The sequence below is a fragment of the Pseudodesulfovibrio sp. JC047 genome (genome assembly GCF_010468615.1).
Classification (GTDB): domain Bacteria; phylum Desulfobacterota; class Desulfovibrionia; order Desulfovibrionales; family Desulfovibrionaceae; genus Pseudodesulfovibrio.
Genome location: NZ_WUEH01000013.1, coordinates 1 through 23,273 on the forward strand (window position 1 = coordinate 1; position 23,273 = coordinate 23,273).

The following is a 23,273-nucleotide window of genomic DNA, read 5'->3' on the forward strand; positions in this document are numbered from 1 at the left end:
AACTGACTTCAATAACAAACTTCAATCTTTCATCCATAGGATTTACCTTTTTCCAGGTCATGGCACCTCCAAGCTGTATGCTTAAAAGTGTTACCAGTGTTCCCGGACTAATGTGTTACCTATGTACCCGGATTGTACCTTTCTCTCCCTTTCCCCCAGACTCCCTATCTCTCTCTTTTCCTTAACTTTTTATGTGCCTTCGGCAGGTGCGCGCGTCAGCGTGAGGCCACAGCTGTCGTCTGGGGTATGGGATGTGGGATGCCTTCGGCGGCCAGAGGGGAACCTTTTGGAAGAGGTTCCCCTCTGGACTCCCCTCCAGAACTTTGTATCGCGCCTTCTGCGAGGCTCCACGACATTCATTGAGTGGGATTGAAGAAGGAGGGGATGGGTTAAGAAGTAAGAGAGCTTTGCAAAAAGAATGCGTTTTAAGTTTTTTATCGAGTCTGTAAAAAATGCAATTTTTTACAACGCTCTTCCAGGGAGCCGCACGAACTCACGCTGCCGACAGCCTTCGCGAAGCGACCCAAAAAGTTTAGGAGAGTCCAGAGAACCCTTTTCAAAGGGTTCTCTGGCAGGTCCAGGACAGCGTCCTGGTCTCACCGAAGGTGCCCCTTGTGGAGGGCTGGTCTCCATAGAAAACGTCTCTTGCGAGGGGGACATTACGCAATTAGGCTGATTTTTTGGAGGTGGAAAACAATCATTGTCATTGGCGTGTGAGTTTGAAATACTGAAACTATACTGTTGTCGTATGGGAGATGCTGTGGCGAATTTGAAGATTGTACCGAATGTTGTCCCTATTCGGAATAAAGAGCTGACGAAAAAACGTCTTATCAGGGCGGTTGGCAAGGTCGTGTCCGAAGTTGGTTTTCAAAAATTGGGAGTCAATCTTGTCGCTAGAGAGGCTGGAGTCGATAAGAAATTGATCTACCGATATTTTCATGGGTTGCATGGACTTATGGCTGCCTATAGTCAAACTGTCGATTTTTGGCCAACGGCAGAGGAATTATTGGGCGAGGACGTGAATTCCATCGAAAGGATGTCGTCTCATGTCTTGATGTCCTTGTTTTTTAAGAGATATCTGAAGGCCATCTTGCGTCGTCCGCATACTCTCGAGATATTGGCTTGGGAAGCGATTGAACGCAATGAGTTGACCGAAGTCTTGGAAGAAGTGCGGGTAAAAACAGCATTGGAGTTCTTTGAATTGATGGAAGAAGAGCCGCCGTCGGATGTTGATTTGACTGCATTGGTGCTCATTATGGCAGGAGCAATCAACTTTCTTGCTGTTCGATCTCGAATTCACCAGAGTTTGGGAGGCGTGGATTTGCAATCGGAAGCGGGTTGGAAACGGATCGAGGATACGTTAGATACACTTTTTGAACGGATGTTCACACCAAAAGAGGCTCGTTGAATTGAACGGGCCTCTCTTGGTGACATTTAGGCTTTTTTTCCTCGTTTGGTCCACAATTTCATTTCTTTCATTTTTTTGCGGCGTTCACGTTGAAGCGATTTGCAGACCAACGGTAATTTCTTTTTATATCCGAATTTCTCTCTGTATTCTTCGGGTGTTAAATCGTGGCTTGCAAGGTGTTTTTTGGTGATGACCTTGAATGTTTTGCCACAGACACAGCAGAGGATAGATTTTTCCCTGATGGCTTTTTTGGGGTCAACGGCGGCAACGTCCGTTGGTGTGAGTGTGTCCCCATCCGATATCGCTTTGATACCCGCAGCAATTTTTTGAACCATGGAAGTGATTTCATCTTCCGTCATTGTGCGTACGCTTGCTTGAGCTTTGACGATTTCCAATGCTTCTTTCAGGTAGTCTTCCATGAATAGCTCCTTGATATACATGTGAATGTGCCATTTTATAGTACAGTAATAGGGAAATGACACATCAAAATTACTAATCTGCGTAACTATACATGGTAAAAAGGCTGACTTGTCAAGGAGAATGGATAATTTGCTTTCCATAAAGCCGTGAGCTACATCAATTCTTGTTTTTTGGGGATTTAAATATATGTAAAAAGACGTTGGCAATTTCTTGATTCCAATGCCTTGGTAACGTATATTAATCCCGTTTGGGAGTGTTGGAGAACAAAGCATCAATGGAGAAGGTACTATGGATTCTGATGAAAACAATGTCCGCAAGCTGGAAACCGTGAACGCCGAAGAGACTGAGGCTTCTTTGCAATCCGAGCCTGCTGCAAGCGTGGTGGAAGCGAATAGGGATATGAGCAAAGTTGCGATTATTGTTTCCCTTCTTGTCGGTGTTTTATTAATAATATTCTTTTTTGGGATGAACAGGAATATTGCCGGACTGACGGATGAAGTAAAGAGTTTGGGCGTGTTGCGTGAAGACGTTTCTCGTCTAGATAATCGAATGGTTGAGATGGAGACTGAGATACCTGGGCAGATCAAGAAGATGATCGCACATGATTTGGTCAATGAGATGGCGATGAAAGCAGCCTATTTAGGGAATACGATTGATGATGAACAACTTCGTGGCAAGATGCAGGAAGTCTTGATGACGTTGAAGGATGTGCGCGCTGACCTCGAAAATTAATCTGTTTTTCAGAATGAATGTTGAGCGTATCGAATTTTTCGATACGCTTTTTTTTGTCGTTATTCATGTTCACTTATGTTCATTGTTGTTTAATTAGGTATTGACATGGCCTTGTTTTTCGTTACTCTGAACAACAGAATGATTAGTGAACAACAAGGAAAAATTTGATGAATAGGAAGTTTATCAGTCTGCGAGAAGTTGGTCGGCAATTACATATTCCGCCGTCAACAATCGTATATTATAAGGATAAATTTACAAAATATATTCCGTCAGAGGGCGGCGAAGGGCGTCGTCCTCGGTATCCTGTCGAGGTGTTGGAAATTTTCAGGAGGATTCGTCAAATGTTCAACGACAACTGGTCAACTGAACAAATTGAGAGAGAATTAGCACTTAAATTCAGTGTATTAATGAATGATCAACAATGTGATCAGTCGTATGATCAGTCTGTCTCGCCAAAGGATTTTATTGATCTGAAAGGCGTTCTGTCTCGCATGTCTGACGTGTTGGACAACCAGTCTCTTTTCCAGAGTGAAATCCGTTCGTTGAGAGATGAGATTGCCGCTTTGCGAGAATTCCGTTTGGATCGAGAAAAGGTACAGCGTGAAGAAATTGAGTCTTTGAAGAATGAGCTTGCTTCTTTGAAACGGCAGTTCTCTGGGCGAGGAGCTTCTGGTGGGCTTGATTTCCCTTCTGCAGAATTTTTGGCAAGTCCGCTGGTGATTGCATCCGGAGGTGAGTTCCTAGGTGTGCAGGGGAAGGGTAAGAAAGCATTTTCTTTGGAAAATTTTGTTCAACTTATTGAGCGCAAAGAGTCGGACTTGATGAAGGTCGAGACGTCGTGGCGTCAGCAGGATGGTCATTGGGTTTTGGTTGTGCGAATGGAAGATAAGGACAGCGGGCGAGAGCAAGATGTTGTCTTGGTTGCCAAGCGGACCGTTACGCCAAGCAAGAATGTCGTGACTGAAATTATTCGGTTGAATGTCGATGGGAATGATGCCCCAGATGCCTTGTTATTGACGCTTTTCAGGCAGTTGCGGATGGTCTTTAAGGATTAGTCTGTTTTTTATTTAATAAAAATCTAGAAAAACTCTTGATTCCTTTGACCGTATTGCTTATATAACTCTTGCTAAATAACCCACAGCTTGTATGTTCCCCGGTTCATTTGGAGGAGAAGGTATGCCCCAGGTCGCAGCAAGAATTACACAAGATCAGGAAAAATGGCTCAAGGACTATTTCAAGACCAAGAGTGCTGGTGCTGAATTCATCCTGCCGTGGGCTGTGGATGTCTTCTTTAAGTCTATTCGTACAGTGTCCAGTGATTTTTCTGTCGCTGAACTAAAGACGATTCTTGAGTCGCACAAAGAAGTGAAGTTGTTGCCCAACCAGTCAAAGCAGGCCTATCTGCTTCTTCGGGTGGAGGAGGCCTGTGACGAACATAGCGTCCATATTCAACACGGTGCCAGTAAATCCAACCTTGAAGTCAAGTTGCGTCGGTTGACGGATTTGCAGGCGACAGCCCTTATGATCTGGGCCACCGCGTATTGGGTCAGCAAGGCGTGGAATGGCGTTTCTGTTGAAGATTACGTCAAATTGTCCTGCGGTTAATTTCGGGCAGTTCGGCCTCTTTATATTTTTTGATGCGATTGTCCCGTTCGGGTTGTTTTGCCTGCGGGGCGTCGTTTTTTTTGGAGGTTTGTGTGAATCGTCTTCCGTGTGTCCTGACTATTGCCGGCTCTGATTCCGGCGGTGGGGCCGGCATTCAGGCTGATTTGAAAACCATATCCATGCTGTGCGGATATGGGGCCAGTGTTATCACTGCATTGACCGCGCAAAACACCCATGCCGTGGGTGATATTTCCGCTCCGTCTCCAGATTTTGTTGCTTTGCAGCTTTCAATGGTTCTTGAAGATATTCAAGTGGATGCGGCGAAGACCGGGATGTTGTTTTCCGCGCCTATCATCAAGGCTATTGCGCCGTTGTTGACCGGCAGGACATTCCCCTTGGTTGTTGATCCTGTGTGTGTTTCAACATCCGGAGCGAAGCTGTTGGAAGATGACGCTGTGTCTGCCATGGTCGAATTGGTTTTTCCGTTGGCGGACATGATAACGCCGAATTTGCCGGAAACAGCGTTGTTTACCGGGATTTCGATTGAGTCTCGGGAAGATATTTTCAAGGCGGCGGATATCTTGTTGGCGATGGGGCCAAAATCCGTGCTTATCAAAGGTGGCCATGCAGATTCCCTTGCAGTGACCGATTGGTTTTTCACTGCGGATTCCGAGCCGGTTCCGCTGATGCAAGCGCGGGTGGATACCGAGTGTACGCACGGAACAGGGTGTACTTTGTCTGCCGCTATTGCGACTGGTCTGGCCCACGGATTGGACCCGGTGGCAGCCATCGCTCAGGCTCAGAAATATTTGAATTTGGCATTGCGAGCGGGGACTCGAATCGGTGCGGGGGGTGGCCCACCCAATCATCTTGCTCCGTGGTTGCAGGAGCGTTCTCGGCAAAACGTGATGGCTCAAGTTGATACCTTTGCTCGCAAAATTGTGGCTATGGACGGTGCACAACAACTTTTTTCTCGCTCAGTGAGCAATGTGGCCGTGGCCTTACCTTTTGCGGAGAACCGTGACGATGTGTGCGGTTTGTCCGGTGGATTTTTTTCCTCGGTAAGAGGAGTCGTTTCAGCGGTTGGGTACCCAGAGTTCGGAGTGTCTGTACGAACCGCATCGGTTCTGCTGGCCGCTCGGAGGGTTCGTGCTCAAACCGGTTGTGCTGTGGCTTTGAATGGACAACCGAAGCTTGTTGCGGCTCTAGATGATATAGGGGTTGAAATTGAGTGGTTTGAACCGGCCCGCAAGCCGGAATATGTCAACGTGGAAAATGGGCAATTGGAAGAATGGGGTGCCTTTGAGGTACTCAAGGAGTATGACGGTCCCGAGACCGTTGATGGTGTAGGAGATCCAGGTGGTGAAGGGCGTGTACCCACGATCTATTTGTGGGCAGTGAATGTTGACGATCTTGTGACGCTTGTCCGAAAAATCGTCGAATTCATGGCTTTTGACCCGAAAGACTCGTAGATTTTTGCTTTTCATTGTCATGTAAGGTTGACATATCTGGTAGAGCTTGCTTAATAAGCACGTTCTTTTCGCGGGCGTGGCGGAATTGGTAAACGCGCCAGATTTAGGATCTGGTACCTTCGGTTTGGGGGTTCGAGTCCCTCCGCCCGCACCAAAAAATGCCATATTACTCGTCTTTCAAGACGCTTCAGGAGGATACATTCCATGGAATACAATGTCGAAGAACTCTCGCCGGTTAAGCGGAAAATTTCTGTGGAAGTTCCCGCAGAAGAAGCCAATGCTGCAATCTCAACTGCTATCGCCCTGTATCGTATGCAGGCTGATGTCAAAGGATTCCGTAAAGGCAAAGTCCCGTCTTCCATCGTGGAATCAAAATATCGGAAACAGATTTACGGTGAAGCCACCACAGATCTGATCAACTATCAGATCAACGAAATTTTGAGTGGCCTGTCGATTCAGCCCATGTCCCGCATTGATGTCGATGCCAAGGAATTGGTTCGTGATGAAGATTTCAACTATGCAATTGAATTTGAAGTCGCTCCTCAGCTCGACCTGCCCGAATACAAGGGCCTCAAGGTAGAGGAACTGGACGTCGTGGTGAGCGATGAAGAAGTCGCAGAAGTCGAGACTCGCATTTTGGCCAACAATGCCGAAGTGAAAGTGATCGAAGACGTTCGCAATCCCAAGGATGGCGAAGTCGTTTCTGTCAGCTTTGGTGCCTATCAGGATGATCAGATCGTTGAGGGTATTCAGGCTGAGAACTTTGATTTGGTACTTGGCGAACATCAGGCTCTGCCCGAGTTTGAAGATATGCTCAAGACGTTGACTGCTGGTGAATCCGGCGAAACCGATGTGACATTCCCCGCTGACTTCATCAATGAAAATCTGGCTGGTCAGACCGTGACCATGAAGGCCAAACTTCATGCCGTGAAAGAGCGGATTACTCCCGAGATGAGTGATGGAGTGGCCCAAAAGGCTGGGTTCAAGGATATCGAGACTATGCGGACAGGTATCCGTGAATCCTACGGTTCTCAGCGTAAGCAGATGAACAAATCCAAAGCACAGTCTGATTTGCTTGCCTCCATCATTGGTGAGATCAAGGATTTCCCGCTGCCGCCCGCCATGGTTGAAGATCGCATCGATCGTCTGATCCAGGATCTGGAATACAAATTGGATCGTCAGGGTAAAGGTTTCCAGTCTTTGGGCAAGACGCCTGAAGAGCTGCGTGGCGATTTCCGTGAAGAAGCTGAGTCCACTGTCCGGACAGAGATTTTCCTGCTGACTGTTGCCAACAAGGAATCCTTGGAAATTTCTCCTGAAGAAATCGATGCCACTTTGACGCAGTTGGCTATGCAGACTCGTCAACCGCTGCATGAACTCAAGAAATATTACGAAGACAACAACCTTATCGTGCCGTTGAAAGATCGGTTGTTGTGTGACAAGGCCTCTGAATTGATTTACGATGCAGCCGATGTCAAAATGATCGCGGCTCCGAGCGAAGAGGCAAAGGCTCCAGCTGAAGCGACTGCTCCTGCCAAGGACGCCTTGATTACGTTTGAAAACAAGGCCGAAGCCGTAGAATGGGCTGTTGCCAATCTGGGCCTCAAGGAATCGACTGCCAAAGGGTATTCCTTGGCCAAATTGCAGGAACGTGCTGAAAAATTCATGGCTGAAAAAGACGCTTAACGAATCTGTTGCACTGCCGAGAATAAAACGCAGCGGCCCGGATTTGTCCGGGTCGCTGTTTTTTTTGCGATGAGCCCTTGACCTTGTGGGTGGGATACCTATTTGTTCCAAGGTTCACGAAAGAAGTTTCCCCTTGTCCTTACAGGGGAATTATCTCATACTACAGAGACGTTAAAAAGGGCGGAAATGGTCGTTGAAGACCAGTGAGAGTACGAAAGAAATATGGTATTTTCGTATTCGCCGTCCGATAAACCTGATAAGATCCCGACAAGGAGATGTTCATGGTCGCCATTCCGATGGTCATTGAAACAACTGGTCGTACTGAACGTGCATACGACATTTATTCCCGACTGCTCAAAGACCGGATCATCCTGCTTGGCAGCGCAATTGATGATAATGTGGCAAGCCTGATTTGTGCACAGCTTCTTTTTCTGGAGTCAGAAGATCCGGAAAAGGAAATTTATATGTATATTAACTCGCCTGGCGGGTCGGTTTCCGCTGGCATGGCTATTTATGATACCATGCAGTATATTTCAGCACCTGTGGCCACGTTGTGCCTCGGGCAAGCTGCCAGTATGGGGGCTTTGTTGCTCAGTGCTGGTGAAAGTGGATTGCGTTACGCCTTGCCGCATAGTCGCATCATGATTCACCAACCGCTTGGCGGGGCGCAGGGACAGGCTTCTGATATTCATATTCACGCCCAGGAAATCTTGCGTTTGAGAGATGAACTCAATGGTATCCTGGTCGAACACACCGGCCAGAAGCTCGGTAAGATCCAGAAGGATACCGAGCGTGATTATTTCATGTCTTCCGAAGAAGCCTGCAAATATGGCCTGATTGACAAGGTCATGCGGTCCAGGGAAGACGTGGCCGAAAGTAAGGGTTAAAACAGAAATATGACTGAGAAAAATACGAATCCAGCCGAATTACGGTGCTCGTTTTGCAGCAAGACACAGGTGGAAGTCCAGCGGCTCATCGCCGGACCCGATGTGTATATTTGTAACGAATGCGTTGCGCTGTGCAATGACATCATGGCGCAGGAGACCATCAGCGAAGAATTCGAAGATGGTCGGTTGTTGCCGCCACAGGAAATCAAGGAATTGCTCGACCAATATGTCATTGGTCAGGAGCAGGCCAAGAAAATTCTGTCCGTTGCCGTGCATAACCACTACAAACGGGTGTTTTACGCCGCTGCGAATTCTGGTGCGGACGACATTGAAATTGACAAGTCCAACATCCTGTTGATCGGTCCGACCGGCTCAGGAAAGACCTTGTTGGCGCAGACGCTGGCACGTGTACTGAAAGTGCCGTTTGCCATTGCCGACGCGACCACGCTGACCGAAGCCGGCTATGTGGGCGAAGATGTGGAAAACATCCTTGTTCAGCTGTTGCAGAATGCCGATTACGATATTGATGCCGCGTCCCGTGGAATCATTTATATTGATGAAATCGACAAGGTCGCCCGGAAGGGGGATTCTCCGTCCATCACTCGTGATGTCTCGGGAGAGGGCGTTCAGCAGGCATTGCTCAAGATCATTGAGGGCACGGAAGCCAATATCCCGCCAAAGGGTGGCCGAAAGCATCCGCAGCAGGAATTCATCCGCATGGATACCTCGAATATCCTGTTCATTTTGGGCGGGGCATTCATCGGTTTGGACAAGATCGTGCAGCAGCGCAAGACCGGCTCCGGGCTGGGATTTGGTGCCAAGGTTGAAGCCAAAAAGGAAATGGATCTCGGCGAACTTTTTGCCTTGTCCGAACCAATGGATCTTATCAAGTTCGGTCTCATCCCCGAGTTTGTTGGTCGTATTCCGGTTCAGACTGCATTGCAGGAATTGTCCGAAGAAGATTTGATCCGCATCCTTCAGGAACCGAAGAACGCGCTGGTCAAGCAGTATAGCAAGCTTTTCGAGCTGGATAAGGTCGAACTGAAGTTCACTGAAAATGCTCTGTTGGCTATTGCCAAGCAGGCTGTGGAACGGAAGACCGGTGCTCGAGGTTTGCGGAATGTGTTGGAAAAAACCATGCTCGACATCATGTACAAGTTACCCGCCATGCCGGACGTGCGAGAGTGCGTCATTAATAAGGCTGTGGTCGAGAACGACATGGAACCGCTTTTGTTGTACCATCAGGAAGTGAAGTCTGCATAGATTCGTTCCGGACGTTGACAATACGTCTGAGAAGATTATTTCCACGGTATCGACGGCAAACACTTCCCTGTGTGGAAGTGGTGCTTCATATATAACCACCGGAGGAATCAATGCCGACCTTTGGATTTGACGGCAAGAAATCCCCTGAAACCCAGACCCTTCCCATGATGTCTCTTCGGGAAGTGGTTATGTTTCCGAAATCCATCGTTCCACTGTTTGTGGGGCGTGAAGCGTCAATAAAAGCCATTGAAGCCGCTGTAGCTGATTATGGCAAACAGATATTCCTGGTCACTCAGAAGACCCCGGAGACCGAGCATCCCGAAGCCGACGATTTATATCGTGTGGGGACGGTGAGCAAGATATTGCAGATGCTTCGGTTGCCTGATGGCACCATCAAGGTGCTGTTCGAAGGGGTTTCCCGTGCGTCTTGGACGCCTGAAAACGACATGATGACCTCTGGAGAGGATGACGAAGAGTTTACCAAGGCGACGTTCCTTCCCTTGGAAGAAAGTCAGGAATCCACTTCCGAGTCCAAAGGGTTGATTCGGGCTGTGCATGAGTCATTGGAAGATTTTGGGAAGGTCAACAAAAAGGTTGCTCCCGAAGCCATTCTGGCCATGTCCACCATCAAGGAACCCGGTCCGCTGGCAGACCAGATCATGCCGCATTTGAAAATTGAGTTTTCTCGCAAACAGGCTATTCTCGAAGAACTCGATCCGTCCAAACGGCTTGAGCGCGTCTATGAATTGTTGCTTGGAGAAATCGAGATTGTTTCCATCGAAAAGCGCGTCAAGGGACGTGTGAAAGATCAGATGGAAAAAAATCAGCGTGAATATTATCTCAACGAACAGGTCAAGGCTATCAACAAGGAAATGGGGCGCGATGACGATCCCCAGGCCGAAGCCCTGGAGCTGGAAGAACAGCTCGACGCCAAACCCATGTCTGATGAAAATCGGGGACGGGTTCGTAAAGAGATAAAGAAAATGCGTACCATGCAGCCGTCCAGTGCTGAATATACTGTGGTGCGAAATTATATCGATTGGGTACTTGACCTGCCGTGGGACGACATCAAGAATGACAAGGATGTTGATATCGAACAGGCCCGTACCATTCTGGATGAAGATCATTTCGGTTTGAAAAAGCCCAAGCAACGGATTCTTGAATATCTCGCGGTTCAGACATTGGTTGAAACCATGAAAGGGCCTATTCTGTGCTTTGTGGGGCCTCCTGGTGTCGGTAAAACGTCGATTGCGAAATCTATTGCCCGGTCCATGGATCGTGAATTCCTTCGCCTTTCTTTGGGTGGGGTCCGTGATGAAGCGGAGATTCGTGGCCACCGTCGTACCTACGTCGGAGCCATGCCTGGCAAGATTATTCAGTCTTTGAAGCGGGTGAAATTCAACAATCCGGTCATTTGCCTGGACGAAGTGGACAAGATGTCCGCTGACTTCCGTGGCGACCCGTCGGCCGCTTTGCTGGAAGTGCTCGATCCTGAGCAGAATTATGCGTTCAATGATCATTATTTGGATTTGGACTATGATTTGTCCAAGGTCTTTTTCATCACGACTGCCAACAGTCTGGAAGGCATTCCGTTGCCGTTGCAGGATCGGATGGAGATTATCCGTTTGCCTGGTTATTTGGAAAATGAAAAGGTGGAGATTGCCAAGGATTTCCTGTTGCCCAAGCAACTTGAGCAGCATGGATTGAATGCGGACAATATTAAATTGTCGGAAAACGCCATTCTCGATATTGTCAGGTATTATACCAAGGAAGCCGGTGTCCGTAATCTGGAGCGGGAGCTTGCGTCAATCTGTCGCAAGTCTGCCATGAAGATTGTGGAAGAAAAAAATCGCGATAAGGTTATCTCCGTGACCAAGCAGGGTTTGGAAAAGATGCTTGGCGTGACCAAATTCAGCTATGGTGAACGGGAAGAGACGTCGCAGGTCGGCGTGTGTAACGGATTGGCATGGACACAACTCGGTGGCGAAATGCTGCTGGTTGAAGTCGTGCTGATGCCGGGTAAGGGAAAAGTCGAGATCACCGGCAAACTCGGTGATGTCATGCAGGAGTCCGCTCGTGCCGCTGTTTCCTATATCCGGTCCCGGTCAGATCTTCTCGGTCTGAAACCGGATTTTTACAAGCAGGTGGATATCCATATCCATGTGCCGGACGGAGCGACGCCAAAGGACGGTCCGAGCGCAGGTGTCACCATGACAACCGCACTCATTTCCGCTTTGTTGAACATCCCCATTCGTCATGATCTGGCGATGACCGGTGAAATCACGCTTCGTGGACGGGTGCTGCCCATCGGTGGACTGCGTGAAAAGTTGTTGGCTGCGCATCGTGGTTTGATAAAGACTGTGTTGATCCCTGCGGAAAATGAAAAGAACCTCAAGGATGTTCCCAAGGACATTCTCAAGGATCTTGAGGTCATTCCTGTCAAGACCTTAGATGAGGTCATTGACAAGGCGCTTCAAGCCGGATCTGAGTCCGTGTGGCACACGAAACACGGAGAGGCTCCGATTGCCGCAGAATTGCTTAAGGACGAATTGCAACGCTCAGCGCGTCAGTAGTTTCCTTTTATATATCAAAACGAAAGGCCGGACAGTTTTCTGTTCGGCCTTTCTTTATGTAAAATTGGTGTCTTATTTGGCTGAAAAAGAATGAAGGGCGTTTGTCTTTTCCAGTGATGAAGCCAATTGAGCGAAGAATGCGTTTTTTTGAAGCATCACCATTCCCGGATTTATGTTTTTCCCGGTTTTTTCCTGTTCGAAATGCTGCGCTTCCTTTGGATCTATTCCGGCAATATGTCGTCGTTTGGCCTCATCCTCGTCGTCATCCTTTTTTTTGGGCATTGTGTGAGTTGCATCCGCAATGCTTGAATGGGGCTTGACGCCGGTGATCTTTGCAATTTCGTTTTCGACTTCCTTAATGCGGGCCTTTTGCTCTTCTGTGGGTTGACCGTCTCCCATGCTTAAGAGTTGGCTGAGCATATTTTTTAGAAAAGCGACACGATTCTTCTCTTCAGGAGTCAATTCTTTTTGGATGGGAAGGGAAGAGGATTCTAGACGCTTTTCTTCTTCGGTTTTTTCGGGAACAAGCGATACGCCTTCCGGGGTAATGTTTCGCACCAAAGAGCGAGCCTTGGGCGTTGTCGGTTGTAAAGATGCTGTTGCTGAAATCTGCATTTGTGCACTCCATTGGGTAAAAAATACCTCTTTGTCACAAATGCAAATATCGCGCCTGGGAAAAAGTGCCGGAGGATGGTCGTTTTATGGGGAAAAAAGCCCTGGAAACAGGCTGTTTCCAGGGCGATCAATTTGATTGATATCTGGGGAGGGGCTCTCCCCGGTGATTATTGGATTTTTGATAACACGTTGTTTCGAATCCAGTTTTTGTCCCACCACTCGAACGGCTGGGTCGGGATACCTGAGACGATGATTCCATAATGGAGATGGTCGCCGCCAGCCAGTCCAGTTGTCCCTGTGTGTCCGATAGTTTGTCCGCGAGTGACTCGGTCACCATTGGCCACGGCAATGGAGCTGAGGTGCGCGTAGAGCGACTGAAGGCCGAGCCCGTGATCGATGACCACGACATTGCCATAAATGCCCAAAAAGTCGGCGTGGACAATGATCCCGTCATTGCCTGCAGGTACGGCTGCCTGTCGTACACTCGCCAGATCAAGGCCGAGGTGTGTCTGGAAATCGACTTTCCTGCCTTTGTACATGTAGTCTCTGGCATCGGCGAATGTCGCACGATTTGCCGCATTGGGAAGCCGTTTGAATGGGCCGGACCACAACATGGTGGGGCTGGTTTGTCGGCCGAGTTCGAGCAGCTTGGCCCGATTCTGTTGCCGCAAGGTGTTGTTGATGTATAGGTACTGATCGAGGAGTGTGCCTTGATTGGGGACAAGTCCTTGAAATTCCGGGATGGTTCGTTCCATGAATCCATCGGAAAGCCTGATTTTGTCATGCCGGAACTGGCGACTATTGGTGTGATAGTTGAATGACCGTTTGGCCGTGTTTCCAGCCTTGTCTGAGGCGGTAATGAACGGAGTGAATTTGTTGGATGGAGTGTCCCATGGGTGGGCAAAAATGCAATAGTACTGGAATTTTCCGGTTGGTCCCGGTTGGAGATATGCGGGGAAGAACCGTTCTCCAACTTGTATTCCGGTGTTTTCTACTTTTTCGGACAGGGAGTAGACCATGAGTCCGCTGCCGCCCTGATTCAGGTTGTTGGTGTGAGATTGGACAAAAATTCGTGGTGGCGTCAGATCCAGCGAGTAGCTTTGCGACGCACTGGTGACTCCGGCGGCTCCGAAGGGATACAAGGACGCATCCCGGGCTGTGATTTCAATGGTGAATTCACCTTCCTTGATGATGCCCGAATCCAGAGACAGGACCTCTTTGGCCTCCATAATGCCGCCGGGGTACTCCTTGGTGACCAGAGGGATACGCTTTTTGCCTTGGATTGCGACAATTTCAAGTGATTTTAAACCACTGCCAGGGTCTTGCACCGAGACGTCAACCGTACTTTCCTTGCCCAGGTTTTGGGTGTTGGGTGCAATGGCTATGGTCGGTGCCGTCGTGTCTCTGAAAATCATGAACAGTCCTGCGCCAAGGGTGCAGATGAGTATGATGGTCAAGAGGACGAGGGGAAAACCTTTTCCGCTTTTCTTTTTTTGAGAGAAGTTCGTTTCGTTACTCATGTTCCTTCCTATTGGTAAAAATCTAGACTATTTCTATAATACTCGAAGAACGGACACAAGGAAAAGGCACAGGAAAAATGAAATTGCTGTTTATGATGGTGTTCCCATGAAAAAAAAGCCGCCCCCTGACAGGAACGGCCCGTGTGTCGTGTGCGAAGGCACTTAGTCCTGATCGTCCAGACCTTCCATGAGTTGAATCGTCAAACGCAGGAAATCTGCTTCTGTTAATATGCCGACCAGTTCACCGTTTTTCACCACGGGCAGACAGCCGTACTTGTGATTAAGGAGAATTTGGGCCGCTTTTTTGAGTGGAGTATCGGTACTGATTGAAGTGATATCCGTGCGCATGATTTCATGCAGGGGAATTCCCGCGTCTATTTCTTTTTGTGTTTCTGGATCAAGTTCAGCCAGATGGGAAATAGTGGCGGAAAGAATGTCTCTATGGGTGATCAATCCGGTGAACACGTTGTCAACCGTGACGATGGGGATATGTCTGATGCGTTGAAGATTCATGAGCTGGCGAGCACTGTGTAGGGAATCGCGTTCCTTGAGTGAAAAGACGGGTGATGTCATAAGGTCATTGACCTTCAGCATGTATTCCTCCTCGTTTATCGGCATTTTCGGTGAAAGCGTGAATCCTGTCAAGGTGGGTGAACCAAATCGTGTGTGTTTTTTGCGGCTTTTGTTGACTTGAGAGGGAAAATCTGTTCAGCATCCCGCAGGTCTTTTCATTGGTGGGACACCGTTGATTGCAGGAGTGTTTGGTGGTTGATCCGGTTCGGTTGAGAAAGCGCATGGTGCGCGAACAGATACAGGCTCGCGGCGTGAATGATTCACGGGTGCTTGAAGCCATGTCCACGCTTCCCAGACATCTTTTTGTCGAGGAAGCTTTGGCCTATAAAGCCTATTCCGACAGCCCGCTTCCCATCGGGGAGGGGCAGACTATTTCACAACCATATATTGTGGCCCTGATGTCCGAGCTGCTTGAGATCGAGCCGGGGATGAAAATTCTTGAGATCGGCACAGGCTCTGGCTATCAGGCTGCTGTTCTTGGGGAAATGGGGGCGGAAGTCTATACGGTCGAGCGAATAAAGAAACTTTTTCATGCCGCTCGTAAACGCTTCATGAAAATGCGCATGTTTTCTGTTAAGCTGAAGCTTGACGACGGGACCATGGGCTGGCCGGACGAAGCTCCGTATGATCGGATCATTGTTACAGCCGGAGGTCCCGAGATTCCGGAACCATTGGTGGATCAATTGGCCGATCATGGTCGAATGCTTATCCCGGTCGGTGAATCCAGGCGCAACCAGATGCTTGTTCTTGTTGAAAAACGTGACGGCGTAGTCCGTCAAACTGATATGGGAAATGTCGCGTTTGTGGATCTGGTGGGCAGTCACGGCTGGTAGTTGGAGGTCTCCTGTATGTCCAAGAACTCACTGCCTCTCAAAGATGCTTTCATGGCGAGTCCGGGTCCTCGAACACTCAAGGCTGGAGTTTTGCTCTGGTTGAAAGGGGTGTGCATGGGGAGTGCCGACATTGTCCCCGGAGTTTCCGGCGGGACAATAGCCTTTATCACCGGCATTTATGAACAGCTTGTAGATGCCATTCGTTCCTTTAATACCGATGTTGTCCGGCGGGTATTGACGTTGGATATTTCCGGGGCCGTGCGCCTTGTCCATATCCGATTTCTTGTGTGTCTGTTGTTGGGAATTATGACAGCCATGATCACAATGGCCGGGATCATGAATACCATGTTGCATACGCATCCGGTGGAAACGTGGTCCCTGTTTTTTGGCTTGATTACCGCATCCATATTTGTGGTTGGAAAGCAGATTCAACCTTTCTCAGCTGTCAATATTGGTTTTGTGCTGTTGGGTGCTCTCGGGAGCTATTTCCTTGTCGGCATGATTCCGGTTTCGACGCCTGAAACATTGCCTTTCATTTTTTTGTGTGGATCGATTGCCATTTGCGCCATGATTTTACCAGGTATCAGTGGGGCATTTCTGCTGCTGATGTTGGGAAAGTATGAGTATGTCACCCGGACACTGAAGAATCCGTTTATATGGGATAATTTTGTGATTATGGCGGTGTTTGCTGCCGGTGCATGCGTTGGGATCGTCTTTTTTTCTCGGATACTTCATTTTTTGCTGCACCGATGGCATGGCGCCACGGTGAGCGTGTTGACAGGATTTATGATCGGGGCCTTGCGAAAAGTCTGGCCGTGGAAAGAAGTCTTGGAAACTTCAGTGATTCGTGGGAAGGTACATGTCCTGCGGGAGCAGAATGTGCTTCCGGACATGGTGAGTGGTGATGTGCTTTTTGCGGTGGGGTTGGCGGTGCTCGGCGTTATCGTCGTGCTGGCTCTTGACCGTTTTTCGCACGATCAGTGAGGCACTGGTGTGATTCCTCGAAAGCCGGGGATAAAATACTATAAAGAGAGAATGGATATGAGCGAGTGCAGCTCCGGCTCCTGTAGTGGGGCCAACAAGGCGAGTGCCAAGTTGAAAATCCAGGATGCGATGATTGAAACCACCCTGGAGAAGATCAAGTACAAGCTGTTTATCATGAGCGGCAAGGGCGGAGTCGGTAAAAGTTCTGTTTCCGTGAATGTCGCGGCAGCGTTGGCGGCTCGTGGGTTCAAGGTCGGTCTGCTGGATGTGGATATTCACGGACCGAGTGTCCCGACCCTTCTTGGTATTTCTGGAACCTTGGATGTGGATCGGGGATCATTGATGGTCCCTAAGGAGTACAATGAGAACCTGCATGTCGTGTCCATGGAGTCTTTGTTGAAAGACCCTGACCAGGCTGTTCTGTGGCGCGGTCCTATGAAGACCTCAGCCATTCGACAGTTTGTATCAGACGTGCAGTGGGGTGAACTTGATTTTCTGGTTGTCGATTCCCCTCCGGGAACAGGTGACGAACCCATGACCGTGCTCAAGACTGTCCCTGAGGCCTTGTGTGTCGTGGTGACCACACCACAGGAGGTGTCGTTGTCCGACGTGCGCAAGTCGATCAATTTTCTGCAATACGCTCAGGCCAACGTGCTTGGAGTGGTGGAAAATATGAGTGGATTGATTTGTCCGCACTGTCATGAATCCATCGACCTGTTCAAGAAGGGGGGAGGCAAGGATTTGGCCGAAAAGTACGGTCTTGACTTCCTTGGTGCGATTCCTCTTGATCCCGCAACGGTTGTTGCTGGAGATATGGGAACACCCGTTGTCCTTCTTGAAGAGGACTCCCAGGCAAAGACTGCGCTTATTGAATTGGCCGACACCATAGCCGAAGCTGCTCAAAAGAGCTTTGAGGCGGCATCGACAACCCACGCTTGAGGCTCCTATGAACAAGAACGTCTTTAATCTGCCCAACTGTCTGACCATGGCCCGTATTCTTGCGGCGCCTGTTGTTGTCTTCCTCCTCTATCTTGAGATGTGGTATCAGTTTCGTTTTGGGTCCTATTTTGCGTTTGGATTGTATTTTGTGGCCTGCATGACTGATTATTTTGACGGTAAGATTGCCAGACAACAGAACACTATTACCAATTTGGGGAAGTTTCTTGATCCGTTGGCGGATAAACTTCTTATTGGCTCGTTGCTCATTATGCTGGTCAAACTTGGCGATGGCTGGGGCGTTCCTGCGTGGGTCGTCATTATCATCATCTGCCGTGAGTTGGCTGTCACCGGGATGCGGGCCATTGCTGCGGAAATGGGAGAAGTTGTTGCGGCTGATCGATTGGGCAAGGCTAAAACCTTGGCCCAGTCTCTAGCTGTTGGTTTTCTTATTTTCCACTATCCCTTGTTTGGATGGGACCCCCGTCCTTTGGGGCAGATATTGTTATATTTCGCTTTGATATTGACGGTTGTTTCAGGTGGTAACTACCTGTATAACTTTTATAAAAAGTGGATCAATGTCGCAGAGTAAGGATGTTTGAAAATGTTTTGACCGGGCAAAAAGCACGCTTTTTGCCCGGTTTTTTAATGGAATTTGTCTTTGTTTTCCATCTCAGCTCAGAAAAAAATGTCTAGACAAAATCAAGAAAAGTCCCGGTCTGCTCGGTGAAAAGTCGAATTAAATACTTGTCATCGTTTAGCAAATTCTATAGTGACAGGTGGGTGGATACATGGTAAATTCATGTATCGTCTGTCTGTACAATTTCTTGGAAAAGTGGTTATTCAATCAGGAGATATTAACACAACCGCGAGATATTTATGACTGACTCCAGTTCAGTGAAACATCTTGTTCGCATAACGAACTGCCTTCAAACAATTTTGGACCTTGAGCCTCAACTTGAAAAGTTGGAGCACGGGCATTCATTATTGGATGAATTTGCTGTGCTAAAGTCTTTTTTGGAAAAGATTGATACGGTTGAGTTGAGTGAGTCTGATGTTGTCCGAATTGAAAAGGCGACGGCGAATTTTCTCAAGGAACTTGAAGTGCCATTGGCGCGAAAAAAGGCTCGTAAAAAAACGAAGCAGAGGCTTCAGTAAGCTGTATGCGTGGTCGAATTGTCCTTGTTGTCTTACTTTTGGTTATCAATCTTTTCCTGCTGGTCAGGTTGATTTGGAGTAATCAGGGGGTTTTTGCGTATCTTGAATTGAAGGGACGATATACGTCTTTGCAACAAAAGATTGATGACGTTGATAGGAAAAGTTTGGATTTGAGTCAGGAAATTCGGAAGCTCAAATCGGACAAGGGGTACCAAGAGAAAGTCGTTCGTGAGCAAATGAATTTTGTAAAAAAGGACGAACTATTATATATTTTCCCGGATGAGAACGGTCAACCCGGCGGAGAAGGAACAGATGAGCGATAAAATTGAGTGGTATCAAGAAGTTCTTTCGTTGGAACCCGGTTCAAGGGTGTTTTTTCCTTTGGCAAAGTTGTTTGTTGAAAATGGTCTGCCCGAAAAGGCCGTCAAGACGCTGCGGCAGGGATTGAACAGGCATCCAGACTACCTTGAAGCGCGGATGCTTCTGGTTGAACTGCTCACGGAGTTGAAACGTGAGGACGAGGTTCACGATCAGTTGCAGCGCGTGATTGATCCTTTGCGGGATTATCCGGCTTTTTGGCGTGGCTGGGCGAGAAGTCTGCCGCCTGATAAAAGTGATTTATCCGTTTTTTTGATGCTGGTGGCATCCAATATTTCTGGGGAAACCATCCGGTGGACCGATGTGATTTTTGAGGGTATAGGCCCTTTGGCCAAGCGTTTGGTCGGTATGCCTCTGCCTCCGCCCAGCGCGCATTTATCGTCGTCCGTTTCGAATGACGAGCATGATGAAGCGTTTGAATCGGGCGAGTTTGAATCGAATGATTCCGAACCGGTGTTTCGTTCTGGAGTTATGGCTTTTCGAACAAAAACCATGGCGGACTTGCTCGCATCGCAGGGGGATGTAGACGGCGCACTTGAAATCTATCGTGAATTGTTGCAATCAACCATGTCCGACGAACGGCGGGCCGAACTTAAGGATCGGATTGTGCAGTTGGAGCGCGGGGCGAAAGGTCCCGCTGTTGCTGAAGATGGAAATACGGATGTGTTAAGTGTTCATGCCAAAAATCGCCTTATCAGTACCTTGGAAACATTGGCTTCCCGTTTTGAAGCCAGGGTGCGGGCTTAACCGAAGCTGAACAGGACCAGGCTTCTGCCATTCGGTGGCGAGGAGCGTCCCTTCACGAAAAGTGGATATATGAAATATTTATTTTTGAGTCTGATCGCCGCGCTGATGTTGCTCGGCGGTTGTGGTGTGTGGGATTCCACGGCAAAATATACGAAGGAATCTTGGGAAACCACCAGAGATTTTGTGGACCCACCGCCGGAAATTGATACGGATAGCTATCAATTCTCCAATCCCAATCAGGAAAAATTGGCCAAACTCATTTCGCCTGTGGACGGGCCTTTGACGTCCCTGATCCGTTTTGTTGACAATACGGATACATTGCCGGGCGTTGATTGGCTTGACCTGTTGCGGGCACGTTTTCCCTGGGTCAATCGGGTTCTTGTAACTGATGAGCATGGTACCATCATGTTCATGCAACCGGAATTGCCGGTCAAGAAAATTTCTAAACCCTTGGTTTTCGAGGGGGTATGGCGGCAAATCAAGTTACTGACAGTCGTGGATTATTCCGATCTTGGGGCTGAGTTGTATCTTGGAAGGCCATACTTTGAAGACGTGACGTTTCGGGGGCTAATTGGTGTTGGCTTTGACCCGAGAAGTTTGTTGCGACTGAGTCCTGCCCCAGAGGAGTTGATAATCATTCATCCGGGGAAGGGAGTATGGTCTCTTGGCGCAGATGTGGATGAAGAAGCCATATTGGCCGTGCAGTGGGAAGAAATTCTCAAGAAAAAAGTGGAAGGGCAGGTCAAGGTTGGTAACAGGTACTACACTTGGCTGACACGGTACGTGGGCGAAGATCAATATGTCTACGCGACACAAAGTGCTGATCCCAATGCGGAAGGTTCCTGGTGGCCTTTTTAAGGAATCACCAGGCAGATAAGGATAAAGAGAATGCCACAGCAAGTTACGGTTACTGAACATATACTCCTGCACCAGAAAATGGTGCCGGGGGCAACAGGCCAGTTTACGCGTCTGTTCAATGAAATAGTTTTGTCAGCCAAGATTATATCTCGGGCTGTCAACAAGGCTGGATTGGTTGATGTTCTTGGGTTTACCGGGGATGTGAACGTCCAGGGGGAAGAAGTTAAAAAACTCGATGCGTATGCGAATAGAATTCTCATTCATCGCTTATCCCGGTCCGGCGTGTTGTGCGCGATGGCCTCCGAGGAAAATGCCGATGTGATTGAGGTTTCCGAATCGTTGCCTCGTGGTGAATATATCATTATTTTTGATCCGCTGGATGGGTCGTCCAACATTGATGTCAATGTTAATATCGGGACGATTTTTTCCATATTCAAACGCAAAAGCAGTTCGGATGCTGCGTTGATGTCCGGCGATGTGCTCCAGCAGGGAAATGAACAGGTTGCGGCTGGCTATATTTTATATGGCTCTTCGACCATGTTGGTTTTCACCTGTGGCGATGGGGTTCATGGATTCACGCTTGATCCGAGTGTGGGCGAATTCATTTTGTCACATCCGAATATCCGTATTCCTGAGCAGGGCAAGATTTATTCTGTCAACGAAGGGTACGAACGGTATTGGGACCGTGAAACGAAAAAGACCCTGGCGTATTTCAAGTCTCCAAAGAACGCGCTTCGTAAACCCTACAGTGGGCGCTACATAGGGTCATTGGTTGCCGATTTTCATCGGAATCTGTTGTATGGTGGTATTTTCATGTATCCGGCCGACTTGCGCGATCCGAAAAAACCAACGGGCAAATTGCGGTTGACCTGCGAGTGCAACCCGATGGCTTTTCTCGCTGAACAGGCCGGTGGAATGGCCATTGATGGAGTGAATCGGATCATGGATATTGATCCAGAGCACTTGCATCAGCGCGTTCCCTTTTTCTGTGGTTCCCGGAATGATGTCCAGATTGTACAGGATATCTTCGTTGCCGGTGCCCGGAGGCAAAAGAAGAAATAATGCTCATTCTTGGAATTGAGACGTCGTGCGATGAAACAGCGGTTGCACTTGTGCAGGATGGGCGTCTTCTGGGCGAAAAACTTGCGACCCAGATCGATACCCATGCCTTGTTCGGCGGCGTGGTGCCGGAAATCGCCTCTCGTGAACATCTACGTGTGTTGCCACGCCTTTTTCGTGAATTGATGACAGAGACCGACACTGAGCCGGTGGATATTGACGCGGTGGCTGTGGCCCGTGGTCCTGGACTGCTCGGAAGTTTGTTGGTGGGAGTCAGCTTTGCAAAAGCACTGTGTCTTTCGACTGGCGCTTCGTTGATCGGGGTGAATCATCTTTGGGCGCATCTTCTGGCACCGGGATTGACCGGTGAAATTCAGTTCCCGGCATTGGGGCTGCTCGTCTCCGGCGGACATACTCATATTTACAGGATTTCGTCCCCCGTTGAATTTGAACTTTTGGGACGGACATTGGATGACGCGGCTGGTGAGGCCTTTGACAAGGTCGCCAAACGTTTGAATTTTCCGTATCCCGGTGGTCGGTATATCGATGAATTGGGGCAGGAAAGTGTCCCCGATACAACACTGTTTCCCCGACCGTATATCGACAATAATTCACTGGATTTCAGTTTCAGCGGGTTGAAAACAGCGGTTGCCAATTATGTGACGACTCAGCCTGAACTGGTGTTTGATACCATGGCTGATTCTGAGGCGATTGCCGCCTTGAGCGGTGAAAAGCGAGCTGCCTTGGCCCGAGTTTGTGCTTCTTTCAATTGGAGTGTTTCCGACACCTTGCGAATCAAGGTGGAGCGGGCGTTGAAACGAAGCGGTCCGATGAAAAGTTTGATCGTGGCCGGTGGAGTGGCAGCGAACTTCGGCGTCCGTGAAACCATGAAGGGCGTTGCTGAGAAATATGGTCTGCGGTTGACCTTGCCGGAATTGAACTTATGTACAGATAACGGCGCAATGATCGCTTTTGCCGGATGGCAATTTGCCAAGGCGGGATATTCCCATACCCTTGAGCTGGAAGCGGTTCCACGGGGAAGAGTGGTTCCACAGGACTGGATTCATTCAGGTGGCCCCTTGGAGAGATAAACAGAATTTACTGCGTCCTTCTTGACAGTAGTGTACATGGGGACCTATTTTGAATAAATTGTGAAAACAATTGCGGCGATAATTCGCTGCGGACGATCCCTGGATAGAATTGTATATGACGGCCGTAAGCCGAGAAAAAAAGGAGAATTCCATGGCGAACCAGATTACCGATGGTAGTTTTGAACAGGATGTGTTGCAGAGCGATGTCCCTGTGCTTATTGATTTTTGGGCTCCCTGGTGTGGGCCTTGCCGTGCAATGGGACCTGTCATTGACGAACTGGCTGAAGAATTCACAGGCCAGATCAAGATCGTTAAAATGAATGTGGACGAAAATTCCGCAACTCCCGGCAAATACGGTATTCGTGCCATTCCGACATTGATTCTTTTTAAAGATGGTGAAGTTGTTGACCAGAGCACTGGTGCCGTCTCCAAGAGCAGTATCAAGGAAATGATCACCAAGAAGGCATTGTAATAT

The 23,273-nt window shown here is 48.6% G+C and carries 24 protein-coding genes and 1 tRNA gene; 21 read left to right on the forward strand and 4 right to left on the reverse strand.

Features of this window, described 5'->3' with window-relative positions:
- The first annotated feature begins 748 nt into the window (after positions 1-748).
- Positions 749-1,408: a TetR/AcrR family transcriptional regulator gene (locus tag GO013_RS09880; RefSeq protein WP_203529506.1), complete on the forward strand. Its 660-nt coding sequence runs from the start codon at positions 749-751 to the stop codon at positions 1,406-1,408.
- A 26-nt stretch (positions 1,409-1,434) separates the two neighbouring features.
- Here the strand turns inward: GO013_RS09880 and GO013_RS09885 are convergent, their stop codons facing one another.
- On the reverse strand, positions 1,435-1,827 hold the full coding sequence (locus tag GO013_RS09885; protein ID WP_163810818.1) for a MucR family transcriptional regulator: 393 nt from the start codon (positions 1,825-1,827) through the stop codon (positions 1,435-1,437).
- Positions 1,828-2,116: 289 nt separating this feature from the next.
- On the opposite strand from GO013_RS09885, the gene GO013_RS09890 reads away from it, so the two are divergent.
- The 9 genes from GO013_RS09890 to lon all read left to right on the forward strand — a co-directional run bounded on the left by GO013_RS09890 (position 2,117) and on the right by lon (position 12,046).
- A complete protein-coding gene (locus GO013_RS09890; protein WP_163810649.1) occupies positions 2,117-2,560 on the forward strand; it encodes a hypothetical protein in 444 nt (147 codons plus the stop codon).
- Between the two features lie 167 nt (positions 2,561-2,727).
- Positions 2,728-3,615 carry a MerR family transcriptional regulator gene (locus tag GO013_RS09895; protein WP_163810651.1) on the forward strand — a complete coding sequence of 296 codons (888 nt, stop codon included), beginning with the start codon at positions 2,728-2,730 and terminating at the stop codon, positions 3,613-3,615.
- A gap of 121 nt (positions 3,616-3,736) precedes the next feature.
- Entirely contained in the window at positions 3,737-4,165 is a 429-nt protein-coding gene (locus tag GO013_RS09900) for a hypothetical protein (protein WP_163810653.1), read from the forward strand.
- 92 nt (positions 4,166-4,257) lie between these two features.
- Positions 4,258-5,637 carry a bifunctional hydroxymethylpyrimidine kinase/phosphomethylpyrimidine kinase gene (gene thiD, locus GO013_RS09905; protein WP_163810655.1) on the forward strand — a complete coding sequence of 460 codons (1,380 nt, stop codon included), beginning with the start codon at positions 4,258-4,260 and terminating at the stop codon, positions 5,635-5,637.
- Between the two features lie 70 nt (positions 5,638-5,707).
- A tRNA-Leu gene (locus GO013_RS09910) sits at positions 5,708-5,791 on the forward strand.
- 50 nt (positions 5,792-5,841) lie between these two features.
- Positions 5,842-7,323, forward strand: a complete 1,482-nt coding sequence (gene tig / locus GO013_RS09915; RefSeq protein WP_163810657.1) for a trigger factor — start codon at positions 5,842-5,844, stop codon at positions 7,321-7,323.
- A 281-nt stretch (positions 7,324-7,604) separates the two neighbouring features.
- A complete protein-coding gene (clpP, locus tag GO013_RS09920) occupies positions 7,605-8,210 on the forward strand; it encodes an ATP-dependent Clp endopeptidase proteolytic subunit ClpP (RefSeq protein ID WP_163810659.1) in 606 nt (201 codons plus the stop codon).
- Positions 8,211-8,219: 9 nt separating this feature from the next.
- The gene (clpX, locus tag GO013_RS09925) at positions 8,220-9,473 is read left to right on the forward strand and encodes an ATP-dependent Clp protease ATP-binding subunit ClpX (RefSeq protein ID WP_163810661.1); all 1,254 of its coding nucleotides are present in this window, start codon (positions 8,220-8,222) and stop codon (positions 9,471-9,473) included.
- A gap of 110 nt (positions 9,474-9,583) precedes the next feature.
- The gene (lon, locus tag GO013_RS09930; RefSeq protein WP_163810663.1) at positions 9,584-12,046 is read left to right on the forward strand and encodes an endopeptidase La; all 2,463 of its coding nucleotides are present in this window, start codon (positions 9,584-9,586) and stop codon (positions 12,044-12,046) included.
- 72 nt (positions 12,047-12,118) lie between these two features.
- On the opposite strand, the gene GO013_RS09935 is transcribed toward lon, so the two are convergent.
- From GO013_RS09935 to GO013_RS09945, 3 genes are all read right to left on the reverse strand, one after another.
- Positions 12,119-12,661 (reverse strand): hypothetical protein, encoded by a 543-nt coding sequence (locus tag GO013_RS09935; protein WP_163810665.1) that lies wholly within the window; start codon positions 12,659-12,661, stop codon positions 12,119-12,121.
- Positions 12,662-12,828: 167 nt separating this feature from the next.
- Positions 12,829-14,181 (reverse strand): M23 family metallopeptidase, encoded by a 1,353-nt coding sequence (locus GO013_RS09940; protein ID WP_163810667.1) that lies wholly within the window; start codon positions 14,179-14,181, stop codon positions 12,829-12,831.
- A 162-nt stretch (positions 14,182-14,343) separates the two neighbouring features.
- Entirely contained in the window at positions 14,344-14,775 is a 432-nt protein-coding gene (locus GO013_RS09945) for a CBS domain-containing protein (RefSeq protein ID WP_163810668.1), read from the reverse strand.
- 167 nt (positions 14,776-14,942) lie between these two features.
- Here GO013_RS09945 and GO013_RS09950 point away from each other — a divergent pair, with 167 nt between their 5' ends.
- From GO013_RS09950 to trxA, 11 genes are all read left to right on the forward strand, one after another.
- Entirely contained in the window at positions 14,943-15,587 is a 645-nt protein-coding gene (locus tag GO013_RS09950; protein ID WP_163810819.1) for a protein-L-isoaspartate(D-aspartate) O-methyltransferase, read from the forward strand.
- A 15-nt stretch (positions 15,588-15,602) separates the two neighbouring features.
- Positions 15,603-16,571 (forward strand): DUF368 domain-containing protein, encoded by a 969-nt coding sequence (locus GO013_RS09955; protein ID WP_163810670.1) that lies wholly within the window; start codon positions 15,603-15,605, stop codon positions 16,569-16,571.
- Positions 16,572-16,628: 57 nt separating this feature from the next.
- Entirely contained in the window at positions 16,629-17,510 is an 882-nt protein-coding gene (locus tag GO013_RS09960; protein ID WP_163810672.1) for an Mrp/NBP35 family ATP-binding protein, read from the forward strand.
- 7 nt (positions 17,511-17,517) lie between these two features.
- Positions 17,518-18,099, forward strand: a complete 582-nt coding sequence (gene pgsA, locus GO013_RS09965) for a CDP-diacylglycerol--glycerol-3-phosphate 3-phosphatidyltransferase (protein ID WP_163810673.1) — start codon at positions 17,518-17,520, stop codon at positions 18,097-18,099.
- Positions 18,100-18,386: 287 nt separating this feature from the next.
- Positions 18,387-18,665 (forward strand): hypothetical protein, encoded by a 279-nt coding sequence (locus GO013_RS09970; protein ID WP_163810675.1) that lies wholly within the window; start codon positions 18,387-18,389, stop codon positions 18,663-18,665.
- A 5-nt stretch (positions 18,666-18,670) separates the two neighbouring features.
- On the forward strand, positions 18,671-18,988 hold the full coding sequence (locus GO013_RS09975) for a septum formation initiator family protein (RefSeq protein WP_163810678.1): 318 nt from the start codon (positions 18,671-18,673) through the stop codon (positions 18,986-18,988).
- Positions 18,978-19,790: a tetratricopeptide repeat protein gene (locus tag GO013_RS09980; RefSeq protein WP_163810680.1), complete on the forward strand. Its 813-nt coding sequence runs from the start codon at positions 18,978-18,980 to the stop codon at positions 19,788-19,790. The genes GO013_RS09975 and GO013_RS09980 overlap by 11 nt, the downstream gene beginning before the upstream one ends.
- Positions 19,791-19,859: 69 nt before the next feature.
- Positions 19,860-20,648: a hypothetical protein gene (locus GO013_RS09985; RefSeq protein WP_163810682.1), complete on the forward strand. Its 789-nt coding sequence runs from the start codon at positions 19,860-19,862 to the stop codon at positions 20,646-20,648.
- Between the two features lie 30 nt (positions 20,649-20,678).
- Complete coding sequence (gene fbp, locus GO013_RS09990; protein ID WP_163810683.1) at positions 20,679-21,710, forward strand: class 1 fructose-bisphosphatase; 1,032 nt, start codon at positions 20,679-20,681, stop codon at positions 21,708-21,710.
- Positions 21,710-22,798 carry a tRNA (adenosine(37)-N6)-threonylcarbamoyltransferase complex transferase subunit TsaD gene (gene tsaD / locus GO013_RS09995; protein WP_163810685.1) on the forward strand — a complete coding sequence of 363 codons (1,089 nt, stop codon included), beginning with the start codon at positions 21,710-21,712 and terminating at the stop codon, positions 22,796-22,798. The genes fbp and tsaD overlap by 1 nt, the downstream gene beginning before the upstream one ends.
- 151 nt (positions 22,799-22,949) lie before the next feature.
- Positions 22,950-23,270 carry a thioredoxin gene (trxA, locus tag GO013_RS10000; RefSeq protein ID WP_163810687.1) on the forward strand — a complete coding sequence of 107 codons (321 nt, stop codon included), beginning with the start codon at positions 22,950-22,952 and terminating at the stop codon, positions 23,268-23,270.
- Positions 23,271-23,273 lie beyond the last annotated feature (3 nt).

Excerpts from the sequence above, each read along its gene's own strand:
- GO013_RS09880 (WP_203529506.1), top strand. The coding sequence starts at position 749 with ATGGGAGATGCTGTGGCGAATTTGAAGATTGTACCGAATGTTGTCCCT.
- GO013_RS09885 (WP_163810818.1), bottom strand. The coding sequence starts at position 1,827 with ATGGAAGACTACCTGAAAGAAGCATTGGAAATCGTCAAAGCTCAAGCA.
- GO013_RS09890 (WP_163810649.1), top strand. The coding sequence starts at position 2,117 with ATGGATTCTGATGAAAACAATGTCCGCAAGCTGGAAACCGTGAACGCC.
- GO013_RS09895 (WP_163810651.1), top strand. The coding sequence starts at position 2,728 with ATGAATAGGAAGTTTATCAGTCTGCGAGAAGTTGGTCGGCAATTACAT.
- GO013_RS09900 (WP_163810653.1), top strand. The coding sequence starts at position 3,737 with ATGCCCCAGGTCGCAGCAAGAATTACACAAGATCAGGAAAAATGGCTC.
- tig (WP_163810657.1), top strand. The coding sequence starts at position 5,842 with ATGGAATACAATGTCGAAGAACTCTCGCCGGTTAAGCGGAAAATTTCT.
- clpP (WP_163810659.1), top strand. The coding sequence starts at position 7,605 with ATGGTCGCCATTCCGATGGTCATTGAAACAACTGGTCGTACTGAACGT.
- clpX (WP_163810661.1), top strand. The coding sequence starts at position 8,220 with ATGACTGAGAAAAATACGAATCCAGCCGAATTACGGTGCTCGTTTTGC.
- lon (WP_163810663.1), top strand. The coding sequence starts at position 9,584 with ATGCCGACCTTTGGATTTGACGGCAAGAAATCCCCTGAAACCCAGACC.
- GO013_RS09935 (WP_163810665.1), bottom strand. The coding sequence starts at position 12,661 with ATGCAGATTTCAGCAACAGCATCTTTACAACCGACAACGCCCAAGGCT.
- GO013_RS09940 (WP_163810667.1), bottom strand. The coding sequence starts at position 14,181 with ATGAGTAACGAAACGAACTTCTCTCAAAAAAAGAAAAGCGGAAAAGGT.
- GO013_RS09945 (WP_163810668.1), bottom strand. The coding sequence starts at position 14,775 with ATGCTGAAGGTCAATGACCTTATGACATCACCCGTCTTTTCACTCAAG.
- GO013_RS09955 (WP_163810670.1), top strand. The coding sequence starts at position 15,603 with ATGTCCAAGAACTCACTGCCTCTCAAAGATGCTTTCATGGCGAGTCCG.
- GO013_RS09960 (WP_163810672.1), top strand. The coding sequence starts at position 16,629 with ATGAGCGAGTGCAGCTCCGGCTCCTGTAGTGGGGCCAACAAGGCGAGT.
- pgsA (WP_163810673.1), top strand. The coding sequence starts at position 17,518 with ATGAACAAGAACGTCTTTAATCTGCCCAACTGTCTGACCATGGCCCGT.
- GO013_RS09970 (WP_163810675.1), top strand. The coding sequence starts at position 18,387 with ATGACTGACTCCAGTTCAGTGAAACATCTTGTTCGCATAACGAACTGC.
- GO013_RS09975 (WP_163810678.1), top strand. The coding sequence starts at position 18,671 with ATGCGTGGTCGAATTGTCCTTGTTGTCTTACTTTTGGTTATCAATCTT.
- GO013_RS09980 (WP_163810680.1), top strand. The coding sequence starts at position 18,978 with ATGAGCGATAAAATTGAGTGGTATCAAGAAGTTCTTTCGTTGGAACCC.
- GO013_RS09985 (WP_163810682.1), top strand. The coding sequence starts at position 19,860 with ATGAAATATTTATTTTTGAGTCTGATCGCCGCGCTGATGTTGCTCGGC.
- fbp (WP_163810683.1), top strand. The coding sequence starts at position 20,679 with ATGCCACAGCAAGTTACGGTTACTGAACATATACTCCTGCACCAGAAA.
- tsaD (WP_163810685.1), top strand. The coding sequence starts at position 21,710 with ATGCTCATTCTTGGAATTGAGACGTCGTGCGATGAAACAGCGGTTGCA.
- trxA (WP_163810687.1), top strand. The coding sequence starts at position 22,950 with ATGGCGAACCAGATTACCGATGGTAGTTTTGAACAGGATGTGTTGCAG.